The sequence below is a fragment of the Herbaspirillum sp. SJZ099 genome, assembly GCF_007828355.1.
In the GTDB taxonomy this organism is placed as follows: domain Bacteria; phylum Pseudomonadota; class Gammaproteobacteria; order Burkholderiales; family Burkholderiaceae_D; genus Herbaspirillum.
In genome coordinates, this window is sequence record NZ_VIUO01000010.1 from 36957 (window position 1) to 56751 (window position 19795).

Genomic DNA, 19795 nt, shown 5'->3' on the forward strand with positions numbered 1-19795 from the left:
GCGACCGGTGCGGGGATGTTGCCGGGGATGGGCATGTGTATAATGTCGCGCGTGCACGACTGAGTGCGTTGTGCGCCTGAGGGCTTGCCGCAGGAAGCGTTTCCTGGCGGTTTCCCGCTCCGCCGGACCAGGGCGAACGTGAGTTCGCCTTTTTTATTACCGAATCCGGCGCGAGACAGCGAGGGGCGCGCACCTTCATTGACCGGATCGTTTATTGATTGGCTATTCATGTTTGAATTCATTCGTACCCACCAGCGCCTGATGCAGTTCCTGCTGCTGCTGTTCATCTTCCCGTCGTTCGCTTTCTTCGGCCTGGAGGGCTACAGCAGCCTGACCGACAGCGGCAGCGCCGTGGCCAAGGTGGCCGGACAGACCATTACCAAGGAAGAGTGGGATGCCGCGCATCGCCAGCAGCTCGAACGCATGCGCCAGGCCTATGGCGATCGGTTCGACACCAGGCTGTTCGATACCCCCGAGGCGCGCCGCGCCATCCTCGACAACCTGATCGCGCAGCGCGCGCTGGGCGCCGAAGTGGCGGCCAGCAAGCTGGTGGTGCCTGACCAGGCGCTGCAGCAAAGCATCCTGCAAATCCCGGGCCTGACCAAACCGGACGGCACCTTCGATAACGACCAATACCGCGTGCTGCTGGCGGCCCAGGGCATGACTCCCAAGGGCTATGAGGCCAGCCTGCGCCGCGAAATGGCGCTGCAGCAGTTGAATGCGGCGATCCAGAACACCGCATTCGCGCCCAAGACCGTGGCCGACAACCTGTCGAACCTGAACGACCAGGAACGCACGGTGCAGATGCTCAACTTCAAGCCGGAGAGCTACGCCTCCCAGGTCAAGGTGACCGACGAGATGCTCAAGGCCTACTACGACAAGAACGGCAAGCGTTTTGAAACGCCGGAGCAGGCCAGCATCGAATACGTGGTGCTCGATGGCGCCGCCGTGGCCGCGCAGTCGCAGGTGACCGATGACGACATCAAGTCCTACTACGAGCAAAACCAGAAGCTGTATGCGACCGAAGAACAGCGTCGCGCCAGCCACATCCTGATCACCGTCAAGAAGGATGCGCCGGCCGCCGACAAGGAGGCCGCCAAGGCCAAGGCGGCAGGCCTGGTGGCCCAGCTGCGCAAGAATCCGGGCGATTTCGCCAAGCTGGCCAAGGCCAATTCGCAAGATCCGGGCTCGGCCGAGAACGGCGGCGACCTGGGCTTCTTCGGCCGCGGCGCGATGGTCAAGCCTTTCGAAGATGCTGCTTTCGGCCTCAAGCAGGGCGAGATCAGCGATCCGGTGGAGTCGGACTTCGGCTATCACGTGATCGAAGTCACCGGCATCAAGCCGGCGTCGGTCAAGCCGCTCGACTCGGTGAAGGATGAGATCGCCGGCGAGATCAAGAAGCAGATCGCGGCGAAGAAGTATTCCGAGCTGGCCGACCAGTTCAACAACCTGGTCTACGAAAACGGCGACAGCCTCAAGGCGGTTTCCGACAAGCTCAAACTGAAGATCCAGACCGCCACCGGCGTCACGCGTGCGCCCAACCCGGCGGCCGGCGCGGCGCCGTACAACAATGCCAAGTTCCTGGCGGCGCTGTTTACCGACGACGTGATCAAGTCCAGGCACAACTCCGAGGCCGTGCAGGTCGCCCCCAATACGCTGGTGGCCGGCCGCATCAGCCAGTACACGCCGGTGACCGTGCGTGCCTTCGAGGACGTCAAGGCTGACGTGCACAAGGCCGTGCTGCAGCAGGAAGAGCAGGCGCTGGCCACCAAGGCCGGCCAGGCCCGCCTGGCCGAACTGCAGGCCAAGGATGACGGCGCCGGCTTCAGCGAGGCCAAGGTGGTGTCGCGCGTGAAGGCCGAAGGCTGGAACGAAGAGGCGTTCAATGCCGTCATGAAGGTCGATGCCGCCAAGCTGCCGGCCTACACCGGCGTGGAAATGCCGGGCATGGGTTACCAGATCTACCGCGTGACCAAGGTGGAGCAGCCCAAGACCGTGGATGCGGCGCGCCGCAAGGCCGAGCAGGAACAGATCGCCAATGCGCTGTCGCAGCAGGAAGCGCTGGCCTATCTCGGCTACCTGCGCGAAAAGGCCAAGACCAAGCTGTTGAAGGGCGCCGCCGCGATCAGCGCCGACGATGCCGCCAAATAAGGCCGCTAAATAAGGCCGCTAAATAAGGCAGCCAAGCCGCAGGACGCACCGCAGATGTGAAGCGGCGCGCCTGCGGCGCCCCATGCCGATGATATCCGTGCATGGGCGCGACAATCAGCTAAAAAATTTATACAGGCCGCTTCTCCAGCGGCCTTTTTTGTTTCATTATTGAGGCAGCGCAGCATTTTTCAGCATGCTTCGCTTGCCATCCCGAGCGCAGTTCGCCTCATCCCGGCGTGATCCGGCTGCCGTAGCATGATCAGGAATCGCCCGATGGGAATGCTTCCGATGCAATGTTTTGCCATTGAATAGCCGACTACTGTTTTCCATGCCAGCCCCAGTCCTGATCATCCAAACCGGCGATCCCAACCAGACCCTCAAGAGCAGCTATGGCGGCTACGCGCAGCAGATCCAGTCTGCCGCCGGACTGGCCGACCATGAAACCGAAACCGTCACCGTGTACCAGGGGCAGGCCTTGCGCTCGCCCTGTTCCTACCGCGCCGTCTTCATCACCGGTTCGCCCGCCATGGTGACCGACAAGGAAGACTGGAGCGAGCGCACCGCCGAATGGCTGCGCGATGCGGCGGCGGAACAGACCCCGATGTTCGGCATCTGCTACGGCCACCAGTTGCTGACCTATGCCTTCGGCGGCGAAGTCGGCTACAACCCGGCCGGCCGCGCGGCCGGCACCATGCATGTGCAAACCTACGACTGCTGCCGCAAGGATGCCTTGCTGGGCGAGCTGCCGACCACTTTCCCGGCGCACATGCTGCACATGCAGTCGGTGCTGCGCCCGCCGGCGGAAGCAGTCGTGATGGCGCGCTCGCCGCTGGATCCGCACCACATGCTCAAGCATGCGGAAAACATCTATTCGACCCAGTTTCACCCGGAATTCTCGCCGGATTTCGTGCGGGCTCACCTCAATTACTACGCCGAGGTGTATCGCGGTTGCGGCATCGACGCCGCGGCGCTGTGCGAGAAAGTCAGCGAAACGCCGCAATCGACCGGCTTGCTGCGCCGGTTCCTGGCGCTGTATGCGCGGCACTGAGCGGTTCAACCAAGCCCGTTCGCCCTGAGTGCCGCCTGGCGGCGTATCGAAGGGAGCGCGCCTGCCCAGCCCGAATCAGGGCCGCCCGAACGGGGGCGATGAGGGCGCTTATTTCAATCCGACCAGCGGCTTCAAATGCGGCCAGACGTTATCCAGCAGCATGGTTTGCGCCTGTTCGTTGGGATGGATGCGGTCGGCCTGGAACAGCTCCATGTTGGCGGCGATGCCATCCATGAAGAAGGGCACCAGCGGCGCCTTGTTCTGCCTGGCCAGGCGCTGGAACATGTCAGTGAAGCGGCGCGTGTAGTCGGCGCCGTAGTTGGGCGGGATCTGCATGCCCACCAGCAGCACCTTGGCCTTGCTCTGGCGCGCCAGGTCCATCATGGCCTGCAGGTTGTCTTGCGTGGTGTTGAGCTGCAGGCCGCGCAGGGCGTCGTTGCTGCCCAGTTCGATCACGACGATATCGGGCTTGTTCTTTTCCAGCAGCGAGGGCAGGCGATTCTTGCCGCCGATGGTGGTGTCGCCGCTGATGCTGGAGTTGATCACCACGGCATCGACCTTGTGTTGCTGCAGGCGCTGCTCCAGCAGCCGGGTCCATCCGGTGCCGCGCGCCAGTCCGTATTCCGCCGACAGGCTGTCGCCGAGCACGAGCAGGGTTTTTGGGGCAGAATAGGCGCTCATCGCCGCCAGCATCAGGGCGATGCCCGCCAGCAGCCGCAACCATGCCTTGAGGCCGGTTCGCGCTGCGAATGTCGCCATCCTTCTTGCCTGAATGCCCTGCATGCCCGATTCCGCTGCCGCCATTGCTGCCGATCCTGTCGCCATTTCCGCTGTTCCCGCCATTGAAGTCCTTCAGTTGTCCAAACGCGTTGCCGATGCATCGGCCGAATTCGGCCAGCTCACGATTCTTTCCGGCATCGATTTTACCGTGGCCTCCGGCACCACGCTGGCCATCGTCGGCGCGTCGGGTTCCGGAAAATCCACGCTGCTTGGCCTGTTGGCTGGACTGGATACCCCCAGCAAAGGTTCCGTGCGGCTGGATGGCACAGACATCTTCGCCCTCGATGAAGACGGCCGCGCGGCGCTGCGCAAGCGCAAGCTGGGTTTCGTGTTCCAGTCCTTCCAGTTGCTGGGTCACCTCAACGCGCTGGAAAACGTGATGCTGCCGCTGGAGTTGCGCGGCGACGGCGAGGCGCGCGCCAAGGCCGAACGGATGCTGGCGCGCGTGGGCCTGGGCAGCCGTCTCAAGCATTATCCAAAATACCTCTCCGGCGGCGAGCAGCAGCGCGTGGCGCTGGCGCGCGCTTTCGTCACCGAGCCGCCGCTATTGTTCGCCGACGAGCCCACCGGCAGCCTCGATGCCGCCACCGGCGAATCGGTGATCAAGCTGATGTTCGAACTGAACCAGGAACGCGGCTCCACGCTGGTGCTGGTGACGCACGACAATTCCATCGCCGCGCGCTGCGCGCGTACCATCACCATCGCTGCCGGCCGCCTTGCCGGCAATGCCTGAACCTGAGGTTCAGACCGCTTCCATCGGATCGGCCGGCGGCAGCGGATGCGCGCGCTTGTGCTCGACATAGGCGATGCCCATGCCGCTGGCGCAGATGATGGCGATGCCGATGAGAGTGATGTGGTCGGGAAACTGGCCGAACACCAGCCAGCCCATGCCGGATGCCGAGATGATCTGGGCGTAGAAGAAGGGTGTGAGCACCGAGGCCTCGGCGTGGCGGTAGGCGTTGTTCTGCAGGAAGTGGCCGATGGTGCCGGTGAGGCCGGTGGAAATCAGGATCGCCCATTCGACCAGGTCCGGCGTATGCGAACTCCAGAAGAACGGCACCGCCAGCGTGGATAGCGCGCTGCCCATCAGCGCGCCGTAGAACAGCGTCACCATCGGGTCGTCGGCCTGGTTGGCCTTGCGGTTGAGGATGGACATGAGCGCCATCGTGCAGGCCGACAGCAAGCCCAGCGCCACGCCGTGCGGCGGGATGTCGCCGCCGGGGCGGATCACGATCAGCATCCCGGTAAAGCCGACCAGCACCGCGATCCAGCGCGAGACATACGCCCGTTCCCCCAGCAGCCACGGCGAGATCGCCAGCACCACCAGCGGCGCGCAGAAATTCATCGCTGTGCCTTCGGCCAGCGGCACGACCTTCAATACCGAGAAAAAGATCAGCGTCGACGCCAGCAGCAGGGTGCCGCGGCCGATCTGCAGGCCCAGCCGGTTGGAGCGGAAGATGCTGCGCCCGGTGCGTTTCTGGTAGAGCGGCACCATCGTGGCCGCCATGAACAGGACGTTGATGGTGTAGCGCATCCACGCGATCATCACCACGTGGTAGCCGGAAATGGCCAGCAGCTTGCCGGCCGCGTCCAGCAGGGACAGCGTCCACAAACCAGTGACCAGAAAGATGATCCCCAGCCAGAGCTTAGGTGTATGTACGACTCGGAATTGCGGCAGGGCGCTGGTGGACATGGTCTCGGATGATGTTGTTGAACACGGCTCGGATGGCCGGGATGAATTCGCTGGCAGTCAGCCCGACCGGGCCCAGGCCTTGCGCCACCAGCCGGTCGGCCGCGGCGCCGTGGATCCAGGTGGCGGCCAGCGCGGCGGCGCGCAGGGGCCAGCCTTGCGCCAGCAGCGCGCCGCACAGGCCTGACAGCACGTCGCCGGTGCCGGCCGTGGAGAGCGCCGGATTGCCGGTCGGGTTGATCACCATCTCGCCATCGGGAAAGGCGACCACGGTGCCGGCGCCCTTGAGCACGGTAATGGCATTGAAGTGGCGCGCCAGCATGCGGGCGGCCTGGGGGCGGTCGTTCTGGATGTTCTGGGTCGTGGTGTCGAGCAGGCGCGCGGCTTCCAGCGGATGCGGGGTGATGATGCTGGCGATCTCCCCGCTGCCGCCGCGGCGGTCGTGCAGCTTGTGCTGCAAGGTCGGTTCGGCCGAGATCAGGTTGAGGGCATCGGCATCGACCACGATGTCGGCCTGGCTGTCGAGCGCGCGGGCCAGGATGTCGTGCGCGTGGCGCGAGGTGCCCATGCCGGGACCGACCACCAGCGCCGCGCTGGCGCCGAATTCGACGCGGTCGGCGACGCGGAACATCAGTTCCGGATGCATGCTGTCGTAGGCCGGCCCGTCGTCGACAAACGCCAGGTAGACCCGGCCGGCGCCGCCAAACGCCGCGGTGCGCGCCGCCAGCACGGGTGCTCCGGCCATGCCGCGCGCGCCGCCGACGACGATCACGTCGCCGTAACTGCCCTTGTGCGAGTTGTTGGCGCGCGGCTTGAGGGAGGCCGCAAAATGCGCCGGCCCGTTCAGGAAGGCGCGGGTCGGCCGGTAGCAGCCAGGGGCGATGTCCAGCGCTTGCAGCGCGATGAGGCCGCTATGGTCCTTGCCCTCGCAGGTATGCAAGCCGGGCTTGTCGCCGATGAAAGTGATGGTGTGGGTGGCATTGACCGCCACGCCATCGGCGCCCCCGACGATGCTGCCGGTGTCGGCATTGAGCCCGCTGGGGACGTCGATGGACAATACCGGGCAGGGCAGGCCGTTGACATGGTCGATGATGGCGCGCAGCTTGCTCGTGGGCGCGCGCGCCAGGCCGATGCCGAACAGGCCGTCGATCACCAGCGCCCAGGATTGTCCGCGCAGGCCGGCCGGCGTGAGGTCGTCGATGAACTGGATTTCCGCTTCGCGGGCGCGCGCCAGCGCGCGGCGCGCATCCTCGGGCTGCTTGCCCTGGTCGGCGTGCAGTTGCACGGCGACTTCGATGCCGGCTTCTTCCAGGATGCAGGCCGCTTCCAGCGCATCGCCGCCATTGTTGCCGGGGCCGGCCAGGACCAGCACCGAGGGCGAGGATTGCGTGGTGGACGACAGCAGTTGCTGCGCGTATTCCGCCACGGCCGCGCCGGCGCGCTGCATCAGGGTATAGGAGGGGAGCCCGGACAGGGCGGTTTGCTCGATTTCGCGGATTTCGGCAACAGAATAGAGCGCGCTCATGGCTGTGATCGCTGATGCGTTGGTGTTGCGGTGATCGGGATGAACTGCAGAGGTGAGGCTGTGCCTCGAAATCATTCTAAGTCAATTGCGCAGAATGCGCTGCACGCCGGCAGATGAAAAAAATCGACGACGAAGTAAAACGCCGTCGCCCTGACGAAAGTCAGGGCCCAGTGTCGTTCAACGGCTGTCGAGACACAATGAAAGACACTGGATCCCGGCGTTCGCCGGGATGACGAGTTACGGCAGGGACTTGGCCGAACGATATTGCGGTGGCGTCGGGTGTGGGGGAGAAGTCAGGCCGTCGCCAGATCCTGCGGCAGGAAGCCTGCCGGATCCACTTCCGGCTGCTCGCCGGCGACCATATCGGCCAGCGCGCGCGCCGAGCCGACTGCGGCGGCCCAGCCGGCGATGCCGTGGCCGACGTTGACGAAAACGTTGCCGTGGCGCGTGGGGCCGAACAGCGGCATGCCGCTGGGCAGGAGCGGGATCGTGCTGCTCCAGAAGTGCGCCTGGTTGTAATTGGCGGCGTTCGGGTAGTAGTCGCCCGCGATCTTGAGCAGGTTGCGCAGCGCCTTGGGCGGGATCGCCTGCGACGGCGGCAAAAAGCCGAGCAGGCCGGTGATGCGGATGCGGTTGCCCAGGCGCGTCATGGCAACCTTGTAGCTGTCGTCGAACAGCGCCATGTCGGGCGCATCGTCGGGGTTCTTGACCGGCACCAGCGCCGAATAGCTTTGCAGGGCGCGCATCGGCAACGGCGTGTCCAGCGGGCGCAGCAGTTCGGCCGTTTGCATGCCGGCGGCCAGCACCACGCCATCGATGGTCAGGCGGCTGGCCAGGTGCGGCGACTCCAGTTCCAGCGCCACGCGTGCGCCGAATTCAGGCTGGATCGACTTGACGGTCGAGCCGAAATGGAAAGACACGCCCAGTTCCTGGGCCGCGTTGCGCATCTGCTTGGCGAACAATACGCAATTGCCGGCGATGTCGTCCGGGTAATACAGCGCGCCGGCCAGGGCGGCTTCGGAAGAGAAGGCCGGTTCCAGCTGGCGGATCGCGGCGGTGTCGAGCGTCTTGTGCCGGATCTCGCATTGCTGCGCGCTTTCTTGCAACGGCGCCATGCGCGCGGCCTCGGCCGGGGTGCGGAACAGATGGAATACGCCGCTGCTGTTTTCATGCTCCATCGCATAATGTTCCTGCAACTGGCGTGTGAGTTCCAGGCCGTAAGCCGACAGGCGGGTGAGCCGGAGCTTGTTGTCGGCCAGGCGCTGCTGCTGGGCCAGGCGCGTCTGGCGCATCCAGCGGCTGCGCTTGAGGTCGGTTCCCGATGCCAGCAGCACGCGCGGTTCTTCCTGGAAACGGCAGGCGAAGGTGGCCAAGGCGCCGGGCAGGGTCAGCGGCATGGCCGCGCCGGGCGCGAGCAGGCCGGAATTGCCGAACGTGGCTTCTTCGGCAACATGGGCACGCCGTTCGATGACGGCGACCTCATACCCCTTGGCGGCCAGGAAGTAGGCGCTGCAAATCCCTGAAAGTCCCCCGCCGATGACGGCGATCTGTCGATGTGTGTTGTTCACTCTGTCTGTCTTAATGGCGGATCAGCCGCTGTTGTCAGCGCCATCGGGCGGCCGCCTTGGCGGCGGCGTTTCCGATGCGGCCGGAATGATACCTCGAAATGCTCTTGCCGCTCCGATATTGCCGGAATGTCATGCAAGTTTCCGACCAAAGGGGGGCTTGTTTGACTGATTCCGGGAACGGCGGGTGTTGTTGGGGACAACGCATGGGCAGGAAGTGTCGATGACAGCGCGGATGCCCGCAGGCGCCCGCTTTCAGTGGGCCGAATACCCTTGTCCACTGTATAATTCGGTCTTTGCTGACAAACGCGCGCACGATCCACGGGTCGGCCACAAGCCGCACCAGCACCAGTTTTCCCGATTCAAGCCAACTGCCTCGACCTCGCCATGCTGATTCTGCCGGGCTCCAATGCCCTTTCCGCTTTCCGCACCCAACGCCTCCTGTCCCAACTGCAAGCTGTCGATCCCGCCATTACCGGCGTTTCCGGCCGTTTCCTGCATTTTGTCGATGCCGCAGGCGCCCTGACCAAGGAAGACGAGGCGCGCCTGAACGGCCTGCTGACCTATGGCGACCCGTTCAACGGCAGCGACGAGGGCGAGTCCTTCGTCGTCATTCCCCGCTTCGGCACGATTTCGCCCTGGGCCAGCAAGGCCACCGATATCGTCCACAACTGCGGCATGGCCCATATCCACCGCGTCGAACGCGGTATCGTCTACCACGTCCAGGTCAAGAGCGGCCTGCTGGGCGGCGCCAAGAAGCTGGCCGATGCCAGCATCCCGGCCGTGGCGGCGCTGCTGCATGACCGCATGACCGAGACCGTATTGCGCCATCCGGACCAAGCCGCCGGCCTGTTTACCGAACTGCAGGCCAAGCCGCTGGAGTCGGTGGATGTGACCGGCGGCGGCCGTGCCGCCCTGGAGCGCGCCAACGTCGAACTGGGCCTGGCCTTGTCGGACGACGAAATCGATTACCTGGTGGACGCCTTCACCAAGGCCCGGCGCAACCCGACCGATGTTGAGCTGATGATGTTCGCCCAGGCCAACAGCGAACACTGCCGCCACAAGATCTTCAACGCCGACTGGACCATCGATGGCGCGGCCCAGGACAAGTCGCTGTTCGGCATGATCAAGAACACCCATCAACTGAACCCCAAGGGCACGGTGGTGGCCTACAGCGACAACTCCTCGGTCATCGAAGGCGCGACAGTGCCGCGTTTCTACCAGCGCGGCGCCGGCCGCGGCAACGTGTACGAGGCGTCGGAAGAGCTGACCCACATCCTGATGAAGGTGGAAACCCACAACCACCCGACCGCGATCTCGCCGTTCCCGGGCGCCTCCACCGGCGCCGGCGGCGAAATCCGCGACGAGGGTGCTACCGGGCGCGGCGCCAAGCCCAAGGCCGGCCTGACCGGTTTCACCGTCTCCAACCTGATGGTCACGCACGCCGTGCAGCCCTGGGAAAACGCGCGCGATGTGGCGCAACCCGTGGCCGAGCGCGATCCCCGCGCCGACGGCGGCATCTACGGCAAGCCCGAGCGCATCGCCTCGCCGCTGCAGATCATGATCGAAGGCCCGCTGGGCGGCGCCGCGTTCAACAACGAATTCGGCCGTCCCAACCTGGGCGGCTACTTCCGCACCTACGAGCAGAACGTGGGCGGCGAGGTGATGGGCTACCACAAGCCGATCATGATCGCCGGCGGCATGGGCAACATCTCGGCCAAGCACACCAAGAAGAACGACCTGCCGGCGGGCAGCCTGCTGATCCAGCTGGGCGGCCCCGGCATGCGCATCGGCATGGGCGGCAGCGCTGCCTCGTCGATGGCCACCGGCGTCAATACCGCCGACCTGGACTTCGACTCGGTGCAGCGCGGCAACCCGGAAATGGAACGGCGCGCGCAGGAAGTCATCAACGCCTGCTGGGCACTGGGCGACGAGAACCCGATCCTGTCGATCCACGACGTCGGCGCCGGCGGCCTGTCCAACGCCTTCCCCGAAATCACCAACGACGCCAAGCGCGGCGCGCTGTTCGACCTGCGCAAGGTGCCGCTGGAAGAGTCCGGCCTGGCGCCCAAGGAAATCTGGAGCAACGAATCCCAGGAGCGTTACGTGCTGGCCATCGCGCCCGAGCACCTGGAGCTGTTCAGGTACCTGTGCGAGCGCGAGCGTTCGCCGTTCGCCGTGGTCGGCACCGCCACCGAAGAGCGCCAGCTGAAAGTGATCGATCCCGAGCACAACAACAGCCCGGTCGACATGCCGATGGACGTGCTGCTGGGCAAGCCGCCCAAGATGCATCGCGACGTCACGCGCTTAACCAAGGAATTGCCGGCGGTGGACCTGACCGGCATGGACCTGGTGGATGTGTCGTACCGCGTGCTGCGCCTGCCGACCGTGGCTGACAAGTCGTTCCTGATCACCATTGGCGACCGCAGCGTGGGCGCCATGACGGTGCGCGACCAGATGGTCGGTCCCTGGCAGGTGCCGGTGGCCGACGTCGCCGTGACCGCGATGGGCCTGGAAGGCTATCTGGGCGAGGCGATGGCCATGGGCGAGCGCACCCCGTTGGCCGTGATCGATGCCCCCGCATCGGGCCGCATGGCGGTGGGCGAGGCGATCACCAACATCGCCGCCGCCCCGATCGCCGCGATCGGCGACATCAAGCTGTCGGCCAACTGGATGGCGGCCTGCGGCCAGCCCGGCCAGGATGCCGCGCTGTTCGACACCGTCAAGGCGGTGGGCATGGAACTGTGCCCGGCGCTGGGCGTGTCGATCCCGGTGGGCAAGGATTCGCTGTCCATGCGCAGCACCTGGAGCGACGACACCGGCGCCAAGTCGGTGACGTCGCCGGTGTCGCTGATCGTGTCCGGTTTTGCGCCGGCGACGGACGTGCGCCGCGTGCTGACGCCGCAACTGCGCAAGGATTGCGGCGAGACCGTGCTGATCGTCATCGACCTCGGCCGCGGCAAGAACCGCATGGGCGCTTCGGCGCTCACGCAAGTCATGCAGCAGATCGGCAATGAAACCCCGGACGTGGACAGCGCCGAAGACCTGAAGGGTTTCTTCAACGCCATCCAGCAACTCAATGCCGACGGCAAGCTGCTGGCCTACCACGACCGTTCCGACGGCGGCCTGTTCGCCACGCTGGCGGAAATGGCCTTTGCCGGCCATACCGGCATCTCGGTCAACCTCGACATCCTGACCATGGAAGGCGAGCATGCGGCCGACTGGGGCGACTCCAAGAACTGGACCACGCAAGTGGCCGAGCGCCGCAATGAACTGACGCTGCGCGCGCTGTTCAACGAGGAACTGGGCGCGGTGATCCAGGTGCGCGCCGAAGAGAAGTCGGACGTCATGAACGTGCTGCGCAGCTTCAACCTGGGCGCCTGCAGCCACATCATCGGCAAGCTTAACGAGCGCGACGTGGTGGAATTCCTGCGCGACGCCAAGAACATCTACAGCCAGCCCCGCATCGAACTGCAACGCGCCTGGAGCGAAACCAGCTGGCGCATCGCCCGCCTGCGCGACAACCCGGTCTGCGCCGACGCCGAATACGACCGCATCCTGGACGCGGCCGACCCCGGCATCAGCCCGAAGCTGACGTTCGATCCGCAGGAAGACATCGCCGCGCCGTTCCTCAACATCGGCGCCGCCGCCCGTCCCAAGGTGGCGATCCTGCGCGAGCAGGGCGTGAACTCGCACATCGAGACCGCCTTCACCATGCACAAGGCCGGCTTCACCGCGGTCGACGTGCACATGAGCGACCTGATCGCCAACCGCGCCAAGCTGGACGACTTCAAGGGCTTCATCGCCGTCGGCGGCTTCTCCTACGGCGACGTGCTGGGCGCGGGCGAGGGCTGGGCCAAGACCATCCTGTTCAACGCGCAACTGGCCGAGCAGTTCTCGCGCTTCTTCCAGCGTGGCGACACCTTCTCGCTGGGCATTTGCAACGGCTGCCAGATGATGAGCAACCTGAAGTCGATGATCCCGGGCGCGCAAGACTGGCCCAAGTTCACCCGCAACAAGTCCGAGCAGTTCGAGGCGCGTTTCGTGAACGTGGAAGTGGCGGATTCGCCGTCGATCTTCATGCAGGGCATGGCCGGCACCCAGGCGCCGATCGCCACCGCCCACGGCGAAGGCTTTGCCGACTTCTCGCAGACCGGCGACATCAGCAAGGCCATCGTCGCCATGCGCTACGTCGACAACAAGGGCGCCGTGACCGAGGCGTATCCGTACAACCCGAACGGTTCGCCGCAGGGCATCACCTCGGTGACCACGCCGGACGGCCGCTTCACGGTGCTGATGCCGCACGCCGAGCGCGTGTTCCGCACCGTCACCCAGTCCTGGCACCCGGAATCCTGGGGCGAGGATTCGCCGTGGATGCGCATGTTCCGCAATGCGCGCAAGTGGGTGGGGTAATCCTAGCCGGCCCGCCTGGCGGGCCGTTGACGCGATAGGGCAATAAAAAAGCGCAGTTCCGAAAGGAACTGCGCTTTTTGCTTTCTGAATCGTCTGACTTGCGCCGCAGCCTTTGTGGGGCATGCGGCGCGGTTCAGGCTGGATCAGAAAATGTGGCGGATGCCCATGCCCACGGTGGTCAGGCTGTTCTTGCCCGAAGCCGAGTTGGTCAGCTCGTACACAGCAGCGTCCTTGGCCTTGTTGTAGTCGATCGTGGTGTACAACTGGGTACGCTTGGACAGTGCATATTCGGCCCAGCCAACCACAGCATAACGCTTGCCGTCGCCGACATTACCCAGGCCGGTGTAAGCCACGTTCTTGCTCTTGTCGTAGTAGAACGCGCCGGTCAGGGTCAGGGCGCTGGTGGCCTTGTAACTGGTACCCAGGAAGAAACCGGTGTCCTTGCGTTGAGTACCCGCCAGGCCGCCATTAGCGCCAGCGATGGACCAGGTATTGGCAGCCATGTAGACCGCAGTCATGCCAGTGGCATCCTTGATGTTGAAGTAGCCACCAAACAGCTTGGTCGCGCCAAAGTCATAGGATGCCGACAGGTTGTAGGCGGTGTCCTTGTTTTGGCTGTTGTCATTGGTTTGTTGGAAGCCGCCGCCAATGGCGAAGGCACCAGCGGTGTAACGCAAGGCGCTGCTGAACTGGCTACCACTACGAGTCGAGCCAGCGACTTCACCGAAAGCGTAGCTAACCGAGGCAGACACAGGGCCGAAGTCACCGTCATAACGCACCATGTTGCTGGTGCGGATACGGCTGGCTGCGGCCGGGAGCCACGAATTGGTTTCGTAGTTACCCACTGTCAACGGATCGAAGTGATCGGCCAACAGATCGAACAGCGGGGTATTTTGTCGACCCACGCGAACCTTGCCGAAGCTGCCTTGCAGGCCAACCCACGACTGACGGTTGAAAATGGTATTGGTTTGGCTCATTGCGCCAGTGTCGCTGGAAAAACCGTTTTCCAACTGGAACATGGCCTTCAGGCCGCCGCCCAGATCTTCGGTGCCCTTGAAGCCGATACGGCTGTTGGCGATGGCGCCGTTGTCCATGCGAAAGTTGCTGTTGCCTTGGGCGTTGTCATTGCTAAGGTAGCGGATGCTGGTGTCGACGATGCCGTAGATGGTCACGTTCGTCTGTGCAAACGCCGCGCCGCCGCTGGTCAAGCCTGCGGCGATCAGCAACAAGGAACTCTTTTTCATAGGTGTCTCTCCTGAAACCACGATGTTGTGTAATGTGCGGCATTACGGAGCGACCTTGTGCGCCTCCCCCGAAATGCCTGTTGTCGCCGCTCTTTTGCTGTTGGTGCTTGGTGAGCGGACGGCCTTGTCCCGCTTGGGACAGGATCGAAGAATAGCAGAATGCGTATTGGTGAAATGATTGAAGTGAAGCCGAATTATTTTATTTTTCTAATTATTTATAAAAAAATTATTAAAAGATAAAAAATAAATAACAATTATTTTTCTTGGGGGCTTATCCATCGATGGGTTGCCCGGTGTTTTTCCGGCGCATCGCCTGAAGGCGACTGTGCATGGAAAAGTGAGCGGAATGCCGCGCGCAAGGAGCCGGCATTCGGACATTGCAAGGCCCGACGGCGCGAATCGCGCAAAAATCATGCCTGTAAAACAACAAACCCGGCAAGGAGGCCTTGACCGGGTTTGTCGGATACCGCTCCGGCGGCCAGCGCTGGCCGCCGTAAAGCCAGGGTGTTACTGCACCTTGGCCTTCTTGCGCAGTTCTTCCTGATACGCCTGCAGCTTCTTCTGTTGCAGGGCTTCGGCGATTTGCGGCTTGACTTCGTCCAGGGTCGGCACCTTGGCCGGACGCACGTCTTGCAGCTGGATCACGTGCCAGCCGAACTGGGTCTGCACCGGAGTCTGGGTGATGTCACCCTTCTTCAGGGCGACCATGGCGTCGGAGAACGGCTTGACGAAGGAGGCCGGGGTTGCCCAGTCCAGATCGCCGCCGTTGGCAGCCGAGCCGGTGTCCTTGGATTGCTTGGCCAGGTCTTCGAACTTGGTGCCGGCCTTCAGCTTGGCGATGATGGCCTTGGCGTCTTCTTCCTTGTCCACCAGGATGTGGCGGGCATGGTATTCCTTGTCGCCGGCCTGGGCCTTGAACTTGTCGTATTCAGCCTTGATGTCGGCGTCCGACACCGGGTTCTTCTTCAGGTAGTCGGCGATCAGGGCGCGGATGACGATCGACTGGCGCGCCAGTTCCAGCTGGTTCTTGACGTCCTGGCTGCTGGACAGGCCTTGCTTGTCGGCTTCCTGCATCAGGATTTCGCGGTTGATCAGCTCTTCCTTGATGGCGCCGCGCAGTTGCGGGCTGTCAGGCTGGCCTTGGGCGGTCATCTGCTTGACCATCAGGTCGGCGCGGGAGGAGGGGATCGCCTTGCCGTTGACGACAGCCAGGTTTTGAGCGACAGCCGGGATCGAAGCGATTGCAAACAGCAGAACCAGCAGACGAGCAGGTTTAAATGTCATTATTGAATCCTAGAAAATGAAGGAGTAAATCAAAATGGAGATGAAAACAGGAAGGAGTGGCGTCTGTTCTTTGTTCTTGATTTCAGTCGGTTGCCTCTGATGGGGCGAGCGCCACAATGGCCAGCGCATGGATCTCTTGCTGCATCAGGTCGGACAGGCAATCATACACCAGCCGATGGCGATTAACCCTATTTTTACCTTCAAACAAGTCGGAGACGAGGCGGACCCTGTAATGACCTCCGCCTGAGGCCGCGCCCGCATGACCGGCATGCAGGGCGGACTCGTCCTCGACCAGACACTGGCTGGGCGAGAAAGTTGCAATCAGCCGTTCGCGGATGCGTTCGGGCCGCGTATCGGCGGCGCTCATTCGGCGTCTTTCATGTACTTCGACAGGAACAGGCTCTGGCCGATGATGAAGGCGAACATCAGGCCCATGCTGCCGAACATCTTGAAGTTCACCCAGGTATCGAGCGTGTAGTTGAACGCGATGTACAGGTTGAGCGCGCCCATGGCGGCGAAAAACAGGATCCACGCCAGGTTCAGGCGGGGCCAGACGGGCTCCGGCAGGCTGACCTGCTTTTCCATCATCACACGGATCAGGTTCTTCTTCAGCAGCAATTGCGAGAACAGCAGCGCCAAGCCGAAGCACCAGTACAGGATGGTCGGTTTCCACTTGATGAACGTGTCGTCGCGGAAATAGATGGTGGCGCCGCCGAAGACGACGATGATCGCCAGCGACACCCACAGCATGCCGTCGATCTTGCGCCGGCGCATCAGTAGCCAGGCGATCTGCGCCAGCGAGGCGACGATCGCCACCGCCGTCGACAGCAGGATGGGCGCCTGCGCCGCGGTGACAGTGCCGCTGGACATGGCGCCGCCCAGGTATTGCATCACCAGTTCCTGCGCGGTCGAGGGGTGGCCTTCGGCCCATTTGAACACGCCGAAAAACAGGATGATGGGGAACAGGTCGAACAGAAACTTCATTGCGTGGGCTTTTCTGGAAGAGGGGTAATCGATAGGAACCGGCCGCGGCGCCCGCCGGGCCGTCAGGCCGTGTCGAACCGCAGCGACGCCGAATTGATGCAATAGCGCAGTCCGGTCGGCGGCGGGCCGTCGGGAAAGACGTGGCCCAGGTGGGCGTCGCAGACGTTGCAGATGATCTCGGTGCGAATCATGCCATAACTGCGGTCGATTTTTTCACGCACGTTGGCGGCATCGATGGGTTCGAAGTAGCTGGGCCAGCCGCAGCCGGAATCGAACTTGGCGTCCGAGGTGAACAGCGGCGTGTCGCAGCAGACGCAGGTATAGGTGCCGGCCTCGTGGTGATCCCAGTAGCGGCCGGTGAAGGCGCGCTCGGTGGCGGCCTCGCGGGCCACCTGGTATTCGATCGGCTCAAGTTGCTCGCGCCACTCGGCTTCGGTCTTTTCTACGCGTTTGGTCATGTCTGGCTCCTGTAATGCTGATGCGATGGCGTTGCCGGAAGTGTAATGGTTTTCAGGAAGAGCAGCTCACTTCCAGGTGACTGGCCCAGTCCGGCGGCAGGCCGGCGTATTTGTCGTGCTCGGGCTGCTCGTCGAACGGGCGGCGCAGGATGGCCTGCAGCTTTTCCACTTCCGAGAAATCCTTTTGCCGGGCACGGTCGATGGCGACCTGGGCCAGGTAATTGCGCAGCACGTATTTGGGGTTGACCGCGTGCATTGCAAGCCGGCGGCCGGCATCGTCGCTGTCTTCGGCGCGCAGGCGCTGGCGGTATTGCGCGGCCCAGGCATCGAAGGCGGGACGGTCGATGATCAGGTCGCGCAGCGGCTCATCGGCGGCCGGGTTGTCGACCTGCAAGTCGCCCAGGCGGCGGAAGAACAGCGTGAAATCGACATGGCTGCCCTGCAGGATGGCGAACATGGCGTCGATCAGCTTGTCGTCATCGGGCTGGAAGGTCTGCAAGCCCAGCTTGGCATGCAGCAGCGCATCCTGTTTGGCTTCGAATATCGCTTCATAGCCGGCCAGCGCGGCTTCGGTGTCTTCCACACTGCCCACCAGCGGCAGCATGGCCTGCCCCAGCGCGAAGCAGTTCCACTGGCCGATGCGCGGCTGCATCTGGTAGGAATAGCGGCCCTGCTGGTCGGTATGGTTGCAGATATGGCGCGCATCGAACGCTTCCATGAAGCCGAACGGGCCGTAATCCAGCGTCAGGCCCAGGATCGACATGTTGTCGGTATTCATCACGCCATGCATGAAGCCGACCGCCTGCCACTGCGCCATCAGCTCGGCGGTGCGGCGGGTGACTTCCGCCAGCAGCGCCTTGTAGGGATTTTCCTGCCGCAGCAGTTCGGGATAGAACTGTTCCAGCACGGCATCGGCCAGCACCTTGAGTTCGTCGAAGCGCTGGTTGTAGTACCAATGCTCGAACGAGCCGAAGCGGATGAAACTAGGCGCCATGCGCGTAACCACGGCGGCGGTTTCGACGGTCTCGCGCATGACGCGCTGGTCGGAGCCGGTCACCACCAGCGCCCGCGTGGTCGGGATGCCCAGCGCGGCCATGGCTTCGGAACACAGGAATTCGCGGATCGACGAACGCAGCACGGCGCGGCCGTCGCCCATGCGCGAATAGGGCGTCTGGCCGGCGCCTTTCAATTGCAGTTCGATGCGGCCGCGGCCGTCGGCGGCGGGCACATCGCCCAGCGAGATCGCGCGGCCGTCGCCCAGTTGCCCGGCCCAGACGCCGAACTGGTGCCCGGAGTACACCGCCGCCAGCGGCTGCGAGCCGTCGGCGATGCGGTTGCCGGTGAATACGTCCAGCCAGGCGGGATCGTCCAGCATGGCGCGGCTCATGCCGATGGTGGCGGCCGCCTCGTCGCTGAAGCCGACCAGATAGGGCGCGGGCAGCGGGGTCGGCTGCAGGCGCGTGTAAAAGGCCGGCGGCAAGTCGGCGAAGCGGTTGCCGAAGGCCGGCAAGGCGGCCGGGGCGTCTGAAGTGATGGTCATGGCAGGTAAATGGTGCCGTCGGCGCCGATCGCAAGCGCGTGGCGGGGCATCCGCACGTAATCCGTCATTTTGACAGAGAACCGCTAATCCCATAGGATCGCGCTACTTTTGAGCTCTGCCGCGATTGCGGGAGGGCAATTTCCGTACCGCGCTGCAAAGGCATCCTTGGAATTCGCACTGATCACCTTCCTGAACGGTTTGGGCTACGGCTTTTTGCTGTTCATGCTGTCCTCCGGGCTGACGCTGATCTACAGCATGATGGGCGTGCCCAACTTCGCCCACGCCAGCTTCTACATGCTGGGCGCCTATGTGGCCTATTCGATCTCCAGCGTGCTCGGCTTCTGGCCGGCGCTGTTCCTCGCGCCCGTACTGGTCGGCCTGGCCGGCGCGCTGGTCGAGCATTACGGCTTGCGCATCGTGCACCGCTACGGCCACGTGCCGGAGCTGCTGTTTACCTTCGGCCTGTCCTACCTGGTGGTGGAGCTGGTGCAACTGGTGTGGGGCCGCTCGCCGGTGCCGTACCGCATCCCGGCCGGGTTGGACGGCACGCTGTTTACGCTGTATTCGACCGCGTTCCCGGTCTATCGCGGCTTCATGCTGCTGGTGGCCGGGCTCATGCTGCTGGCCATCTGGCTGCTGCTGCGCCATACCCGCATCGGCCTGACCATCCAGGCCGCGCTGACCCATCCGCAGATGGCCGAAGCGCTCGGCCACAACGTGCCGCGCGTATTCATGCTGGTGTTCGGCGGCGGCTGCGCGCTGGCGGCGCTGGCCGGGGTGATCGGCGGCAATGCCTTCGTCACCGAACCCGGCATGGCGGCGGCGGTGGGCAGCATCATTTTCGTGGTGGTGGTGGTGGGCGGGCTGGGCTCCCTGGCTGGCGCTTTCATTACTTCCATCCTGATCGGCATGATGCAGACCTTCGCCGTGGCCCTTGATTATTCGCTGGCCGGCATGCTGGGGGCGCTGGGCCTGGACATCCCGTCTTCCGGTCCGTTGGCGCCGGTGCTGCGGCTGACGCTGGCGCAGGTCGCGCCGATCCTGCCGTACTTGCTGCTGGTGGCGATGTTGATCGTGCGGCCCAAGGGCCTGATGGGCAAGCGGGAAGGGTGA

At 63.9% G+C, this 19795-nt stretch carries 15 protein-coding genes; 5 read left to right on the forward strand and 10 right to left on the reverse strand.

Annotation, left to right across the window (positions count from 1 at the left end; all coding sequences use genetic code 11):
* Positions 1–228: 228 nt before the first annotated feature.
* Both FB597_RS17690 and FB597_RS17695 read left to right on the forward strand, forming a co-directional pair.
* Positions 229–2151 carry a SurA N-terminal domain-containing protein gene (locus tag FB597_RS17690; protein ID WP_141915172.1) on the forward strand — a complete coding sequence of 641 codons (1923 nt, stop codon included), beginning with the start codon at positions 229–231 and terminating at the stop codon, positions 2149–2151.
* Between the two features lie 328 nt (positions 2152–2479).
* A complete protein-coding gene (locus FB597_RS17695) occupies positions 2480–3199 on the forward strand; it encodes a glutamine amidotransferase (RefSeq protein ID WP_141915170.1) in 720 nt (239 codons plus the stop codon).
* 108 nt (positions 3200–3307) lie between these two features.
* Here FB597_RS17695 and FB597_RS17700 read toward each other — a convergent pair whose 3' ends face one another.
* Positions 3308–3958 carry an arylesterase gene (locus tag FB597_RS17700; RefSeq protein WP_304599192.1) on the reverse strand — a complete coding sequence of 217 codons (651 nt, stop codon included), beginning with the start codon at positions 3956–3958 and terminating at the stop codon, positions 3308–3310.
* A gap of 22 nt (positions 3959–3980) precedes the next feature.
* Here FB597_RS17700 and FB597_RS17705 point away from each other — a divergent pair, with 22 nt between their 5' ends.
* Positions 3981–4712 carry an ABC transporter ATP-binding protein gene (locus tag FB597_RS17705; RefSeq protein WP_186442815.1) on the forward strand — a complete coding sequence of 244 codons (732 nt, stop codon included), beginning with the start codon at positions 3981–3983 and terminating at the stop codon, positions 4710–4712.
* Positions 4713–4721: 9 nt separating this feature from the next.
* On the opposite strand, the gene FB597_RS17710 is transcribed toward FB597_RS17705, so the two are convergent.
* From FB597_RS17710 to FB597_RS17720, 3 genes are all read right to left on the reverse strand, one after another.
* Positions 4722–5672, reverse strand: a complete 951-nt coding sequence (locus FB597_RS17710) for a DMT family transporter (protein ID WP_141915165.1) — start codon at positions 5670–5672, stop codon at positions 4722–4724.
* On the reverse strand, positions 5626–7194 hold the full coding sequence (locus FB597_RS17715; protein WP_141915162.1) for an NAD(P)H-hydrate dehydratase: 1569 nt from the start codon (positions 7192–7194) through the stop codon (positions 5626–5628). The genes FB597_RS17710 and FB597_RS17715 overlap by 47 nt, the downstream gene beginning before the upstream one ends.
* A gap of 293 nt (positions 7195–7487) precedes the next feature.
* Positions 7488–8762: an FAD-dependent oxidoreductase gene (locus FB597_RS17720; RefSeq protein WP_141915160.1), complete on the reverse strand. Its 1275-nt coding sequence runs from the start codon at positions 8760–8762 to the stop codon at positions 7488–7490.
* A 384-nt stretch (positions 8763–9146) separates the two neighbouring features.
* On the opposite strand from FB597_RS17720, the gene purL reads away from it, so the two are divergent.
* Positions 9147–13172, forward strand: coding sequence for a phosphoribosylformylglycinamidine synthase (gene purL, locus FB597_RS17725; protein WP_144770259.1), 4026 nt, complete (start codon positions 9147–9149; stop codon positions 13170–13172).
* Positions 13173–13315: 143 nt separating this feature from the next.
* Here purL and FB597_RS17730 read toward each other — a convergent pair whose 3' ends face one another.
* The 6 genes from FB597_RS17730 to FB597_RS17755 all read right to left on the reverse strand — a co-directional run bounded on the left by FB597_RS17730 (position 13316) and on the right by FB597_RS17755 (position 18682).
* The gene (locus FB597_RS17730) at positions 13316–14416 is read right to left on the reverse strand and encodes a porin (protein ID WP_144770260.1); all 1101 of its coding nucleotides are present in this window, start codon (positions 14414–14416) and stop codon (positions 13316–13318) included.
* Between the two features lie 507 nt (positions 14417–14923).
* Positions 14924–15700 (reverse strand): peptidylprolyl isomerase, encoded by a 777-nt coding sequence (locus FB597_RS17735; protein ID WP_141915153.1) that lies wholly within the window; start codon positions 15698–15700, stop codon positions 14924–14926.
* Between the two features lie 82 nt (positions 15701–15782).
* Complete coding sequence (locus FB597_RS17740) at positions 15783–16067, reverse strand: BolA family transcriptional regulator (protein WP_141915151.1); 285 nt, start codon at positions 16065–16067, stop codon at positions 15783–15785.
* Positions 16064–16684: a septation protein A gene (locus FB597_RS17745; protein ID WP_144770261.1), complete on the reverse strand. Its 621-nt coding sequence runs from the start codon at positions 16682–16684 to the stop codon at positions 16064–16066. Before FB597_RS17745 ends, FB597_RS17740 begins: the two co-directional genes overlap by 4 nt.
* A 62-nt stretch (positions 16685–16746) precedes the next feature.
* Positions 16747–17142 (reverse strand): peptide-methionine (R)-S-oxide reductase MsrB, encoded by a 396-nt coding sequence (msrB, locus tag FB597_RS17750; RefSeq protein ID WP_144770262.1) that lies wholly within the window; start codon positions 17140–17142, stop codon positions 16747–16749.
* Positions 17143–17194: 52 nt separating this feature from the next.
* Positions 17195–18682: a YdiU family protein gene (locus FB597_RS17755; RefSeq protein ID WP_144770263.1), complete on the reverse strand. Its 1488-nt coding sequence runs from the start codon at positions 18680–18682 to the stop codon at positions 17195–17197.
* Between the two features lie 165 nt (positions 18683–18847).
* On the opposite strand from FB597_RS17755, the gene FB597_RS17760 reads away from it, so the two are divergent.
* The gene (locus FB597_RS17760; protein ID WP_141915141.1) at positions 18848–19795 is read left to right on the forward strand and encodes a branched-chain amino acid ABC transporter permease; all 948 of its coding nucleotides are present in this window, start codon (positions 18848–18850) and stop codon (positions 19793–19795) included.